This is a genomic window from Cupriavidus sp. WS, from assembly GCF_000395345.1.
Taxonomy (GTDB): domain Bacteria; phylum Pseudomonadota; class Gammaproteobacteria; order Burkholderiales; family Burkholderiaceae; genus Cupriavidus; species Cupriavidus basilensis_B.
The window spans coordinates 1-4,728 of the sequence record NZ_AQPL01000183.1 but is presented as its reverse complement, the minus strand read 5'-3'; the positions used below and the strand labels follow the sequence as shown (position 1 = coordinate 4,728).

General features: G+C 67.9%; 5 protein-coding genes. All 5 read right to left on the bottom strand.

Annotated features, from left to right (window positions below; all coding sequences use genetic code 11):
- Positions 1-1,324: O-antigen polysaccharide polymerase Wzy (wzy, locus tag K206_RS0115470; RefSeq protein WP_029043680.1), on the bottom strand; the 1,324-nt coding region annotated here is incomplete at its 3' end.
- 33 nt (positions 1,325-1,357) lie between these two features.
- Positions 1,358-2,344, bottom strand: a complete 987-nt coding sequence (locus tag K206_RS38375; protein WP_020203306.1) for a glycosyltransferase — start codon at positions 2,342-2,344, stop codon at positions 1,358-1,360.
- A 100-nt stretch (positions 2,345-2,444) separates the two neighbouring features.
- Positions 2,445-3,380 (bottom strand): DUF6625 family protein, encoded by a 936-nt coding sequence (locus K206_RS40875; RefSeq protein ID WP_020203305.1) that lies wholly within the window; start codon positions 3,378-3,380, stop codon positions 2,445-2,447.
- A complete protein-coding gene (locus tag K206_RS0115455) occupies positions 3,380-4,519 on the bottom strand; it encodes a glycosyltransferase family 4 protein (protein ID WP_020203304.1) in 1,140 nt (379 codons plus the stop codon). The genes K206_RS40875 and K206_RS0115455 overlap by 1 nt, the downstream gene beginning before the upstream one ends.
- The coding region (locus K206_RS38365) for a hypothetical protein (protein WP_043366698.1) at positions 4,516-4,728 on the bottom strand (213 nt) is incomplete at its 5' end. The genes K206_RS38365 and K206_RS0115455, both read right to left, overlap by 4 nt.

Genomic DNA, 4,728 nt, shown 5'->3' with positions numbered 1-4,728 from the left:
GGCGGGCGCGCCGCCGGGCCCGCCCCTGAAGCACCCGGTCCAGCACCACGAGCAGGAGGAATACCGGCAGCATCGGCAGGATGTCCGCGAGCGCCTCCATCAGGCTGGCGGGCACCCGCTTGACGGCGATGATCGGCAGGATGATGACGTAGAACATCCCGCCGACGCCGCCGCCTCCCGCCAGCTTCCGGCACAGGTAGGCGCCCAGCGCGCCGGCCAGCAGGCCGTCGATGATCAGCACCAGCCAGCCGCCCTGCCGGTACGCCGTGATCGCGCCGAACGCGGTCAGGCTGCCGGTGGACCAGCCGACGATGATGCGCCACGCCAGATTGGATATCTCGCCGTCTATGGTGCCGTCGGAGCTGACCGGATAGGGCTTTTCCCCGAGCAGCAGGCGGGGAACGGGACTGATCAGCACCGAATAGTAGTACTCGGGGCCGACGTAGTCGTGATGGTCGATGTATGTCTTCAGGTGGATGGTGTTGACCAGCAGGTCGGCCCGCTCCGCGATCGACTTGAGCGCCGTGCCCGCGGTGCTGTCGCCGTAGCTGAAGCCCGAGGCGGCCTCCAGGATCTTGGCCTTGCCGGTGGCCAGCGTGCTGGCTTCGCGCAGATAGACCGCGAACGGGCTGAGCAGCAGCAGGATCGCCACCGAGCCGGCCAGGATCTTGAAGGCCTTGCGCTTCTGGCCGAAGTTGGCGAATGCCACGAACAGCATGATGCAGGGCGCCAGCACCGCCAGCCGCTGCCCCGCGGACAGCAGCAAAACGAGTATGACGGCGAAGCCGGCCCCCATCGCGAGCCGCGCCAGGCGGGACGAGCGCTGCGCGCTCAGCGCGAAGGTCACGGCCATCAGCGCCTGGGCATAGCCCGCCACCGCCGCGATCAGCGCGGAGTAGGGGCTGCGCTCGTGGAAGAACCGCTCGAAATCGTCCGACGAATAGCTGGTCAGGTCGTTGGTGAAGAAATAGATCACATAGATAACGAAGCATGTGCAAAAGAGCAGCCCGCGGTGGGTGTCGATCAGCGTATCGAGGCGCGGCGCCGAGAAGGTGCGGATGTTGCGCGCCGCGGCCACGCAGGCGAACCCCAGCAGGAGGGACAGGAAGTAGAGGAAGTGGATGGACAGCGCCACCGCGATGGTCTCGGGGTCGAACGGCGCGAGCAGCGACTCCGTCTTCATCAGCAGCGGCACGATCATGTAGCCGATCGAGAACAGGGCCAGCAGGCCGAGATGGATCGACAGCAGCGAGCCCCGCGAGAGCATGCGGACCAGCAGGGTGATGCAGACCGCGAAATACAGCGAGCCAATGGCGATGTCCATCGTTACCTCCGCGTCAGCGTTGACGAAGCATGGTCAGGCCTTCAGCACCTTGGCTTCGATGATGCCGGTGACAGCGTCCACCGCGCCGGTCAGGCGCTTCATGTGCACGTAGGGAATCAGCAGCAGGCCGCTGTCCAGCATGCCGCGCAGCAAGGCGCGGTAGGCCGCCGCCGGCGAGCCGCGCCGCAGGGCCCACTTGAAGTCGCGGAAGTGGTCGATCGACCTGATCGTCGGCGGCAGGAGATCCTCCGCGGACAGCAGGGTCTCGGCCAGCGACCACAGATCGGAGCGCGTCTCGTAGATGTCCACCCCGGTCGTCGAGCTCACCCTGTGCGTGACGGCGCAGAGCATCGCGCTGAGCACCTGCTGGCTGGTCCGCTTGAACGAGATGCCGTCGACGTTGATGCGATAGCGCAGCAGCGGCTCCGGCAGGCGCGCGAACTCGAAATCGTCGACGCAGCGCAGCCAGTAGTCCGAGTCCTCGGCGCCGACGAAATTGCGGTAGCCGCCCACGCGCAGATACACCTCGCGCCGCATCATCACCGACGGATGGATGATCGGCTTGATCTTGCCCCGGAACAGCAGGGCGTTGGCCAGCGCCCGGCTGGTCAGGCCGCGCTCGGTTTCCTTGCCGATGACGCGGCCGTTCATGTCGATGGTGGTGATGTCGGTGCAGATCAGGTGGATGTCCGGGTGGCTGTCGAGAAACCCGGCCTGGACCTCCAGGCGCGTGTTCTCGCAGATGTCGTCGGCATCCATGCGCGCGATGTAGGCGCCGCGGGTCAGCCGCAGCCCCTCGTTCAGGGCGCCGACCAGGCCCAGCCGCTCCCGCCTGGCGACGACGAGCCGCGGATCGCGGTAGCCCGCCAGGATCTGGCTGGTCTCGTCGTTGCTGCCGTCGTCGACGACGATCAGCTCGAAGTTGGCATACGACTGCCCGAGCACGCTGTCGACCGCCTCGGCGAGATAGCGGGCGCCGTTGTGCACCGGCATGACGACACTGATGAATTTCGCATCCATTCTCATGGGACACCTGTCATTGTGATGTCGATTCATATCGCCGGGCGCGGCGGATGCCCGCTGGCGGTTCCCTGCCGCCCTCGGCACGGCGCGCCCGTCCTCAGGCGATCTTGCCCCTGACGCTCCTGATCAGCCGCCTGACCCGGTGCGGCAGCTCCTTCGAAAGATCCGCGAGACGCGCCGGGTTGTACTCGCGGATCAGGTCCTTGCCCGGCGGCACCGCCGCGAGCCCGCCGAAGCCGTCGCTCGCGATGGCGAAGCGGCTTGCGTAGGGGTCGCAGCTGCGCCTGGCCATCGCGCGCTTCTGGAAATGCACGTACATGTATTCGCTGGTGCTCCACCGCCCTCCCGAGTAGACGCCGCACAGGACCTTGCCCTGGTCGAAATAGAAAAGCTGCTGCCGCCGGTTGCGCAGCGCGTTGACGAACTCGAGCCGCCTGACGTGGGGATCGAGGTCGGCGATGATGGTTTCGTCCACGTAGGTCCGGCCGCCGTGATAGCACCAGATCCGGTTGACGCCGATGTGCTCGTCGAAGCCGCGGTGGCGCTCGTCCGAGAGAATCTCGACCCAGTTCAGTTCGGGGTGATGGCGCCGGAACATGAAGTTCGCCTCGGGACAGTTCCGGTAGAGCGTCAGGTGGCCGACCGAGAAGATCTTCTCGGCGCCGTCGAGGATGTCGGCACAGATGAAGCGGTCGAGCCGCCCGAAGATCATGTCCAGGTCGCAATGCCCCCAGTACGCGTATGGCCGGCCCGCGAGCGGCAGCAGCATCCAGTAGGCCGGCCGGAAATCGCACACCTTGTACGGCGAGCCGAACCGCACCGGTATGCCCAGGGCGTCGGCCGCCACCCGCCTGAACTCGTCCAGCGTGAGCGCGTGCATGTGCACGTTGGCGGGGATGTCGAACGCGCGCCAGTCGCAGTCCGTAAACACCAGCCAGTCGAACCCCGGATTGAAGCGGCAGGAGGTCAGCCACAGATCGAAATACGAGGGAAGCCGGCCGAAGTACACGGCGATGATGGCGACCGGCGGCATCACGCCCCCTCCCCGGCGCCGCCGATCGCGGCGATGAATGCCGCATAGCGCCGCGCGTAGGCCTGCCAGCCGAAGTAGGCGATGTCCGCGTCGCTCATCAGGTGGCGCGGTTCATGCGCCGGCTGCGCGCAGACCCGCTGCCGCGTGCGCGTGATCGCGCCGACCAGGCTCTCGACCGACTCCGCCTCGACGATCTCCACGGCGTGCTTGTTCGATATTCTCTGGCGTATGTCCGGCGCGCCGGTCTTCTCGCTCGCGATCACGCTCAGCCCCGAGGCCAGCGCCTCGAGCATAACCATGCCGAACCCGTCCTGCCGCGACGGCAGCAGCAGGGCGTGCGCCTTCGCGTAGGTCTCGCGCAGCATGCCGTTGGGAACGTGCCCGAGCGAGCGCAGGTTCTTCATCTGCGGCATGTGGCAGTCGCCGGCGGTGCCGGCGTGCAGGAAGGTCACGTCGGGCAGCCGCCGCGCGGCGGCGCAGATGATGTCCACGGCCTTGGTGCGCGACCAGTTGCCGACGAAGATCGCGGTGAAGTCGCCGGCGGGCCGCGGCGTCGGCATGAAGCGCGCCAGGTCGACGCCGTACAGGTTGAGGAACAGCTTGCGCTCGGGCACGCCGTGCTCGACGAAGCTGCGCACGCAGTTCCTCGAGGGCAGCGCGACATAGTCGGCCACCTCGTAGCTGCGCAGCTCGCGCCGCACGTAGCGCTCGGACAGCGTCGACACGCCGTTGTGCGCGGTCAGCGCGCGCTGGGTCAGCACGTGCATGGCACCGCGGTCGGCGACCACCCGCGCGCCGTACATGCGCCGCGCGGCCTCGCCCGACTTGTCCATCATCGCCGACAGGCCGATGAACACGTCGCAGGGCTCCAGCCGGCGCGCGACCTGCTCGTCCATCCGCTCCAGCATCGTTTCCACGCAGCGCCCCTGGAGCGCGGGCAGCACGCGCTGCAGCGCGCCGGTGGCGAAGGGCTGGAGCGCCGCGAACTGGGCGCGGGCATGGCGCCGCGGAACGCCATCCCTGACGATGCGGTAGAGGGGATGGGACGAGTAGTAGGTCACGTCGTTGCCGCGCGCGATCAGCTCGCGCGCCAGGTGGACGAGATGGAATCCCGTGGTGGTCGCGATGGCGATCTTCATGGCGCCACTCCGCAGGCTTCGGCCTTGCCGGCCTGGCGCCGGCGCGCCGCCAGCAGCAGCGCCGTGAGCAGCACCTTGGCCACGTCGCCCACCACCTTGCCGATCGCCGCGCCGACCGCGCCATGCAGGCCCGCGAGGATCACGACCGCCACCACCCCGACCACCACCGAGCCGACCTGCGGCATCACCAGCGAACGGCTCCTCCCGCC

Bases quoted from the DNA above. Each gene is read 5' to 3' on its own strand.
- K206_RS0115455 (WP_020203304.1), bottom strand. From the start codon at position 4,519: ATGAAGATCGCCATCGCGACCACCACGGGATTCCATCTCGTCCACCTG.
- K206_RS38375 (WP_020203306.1), bottom strand. From the start codon at position 2,344: ATGGATGCGAAATTCATCAGTGTCGTCATGCCGGTGCACAACGGCGCC.
- K206_RS40875 (WP_020203305.1), bottom strand. From the start codon at position 3,380: ATGCCGCCGGTCGCCATCATCGCCGTGTACTTCGGCCGGCTTCCCTCG.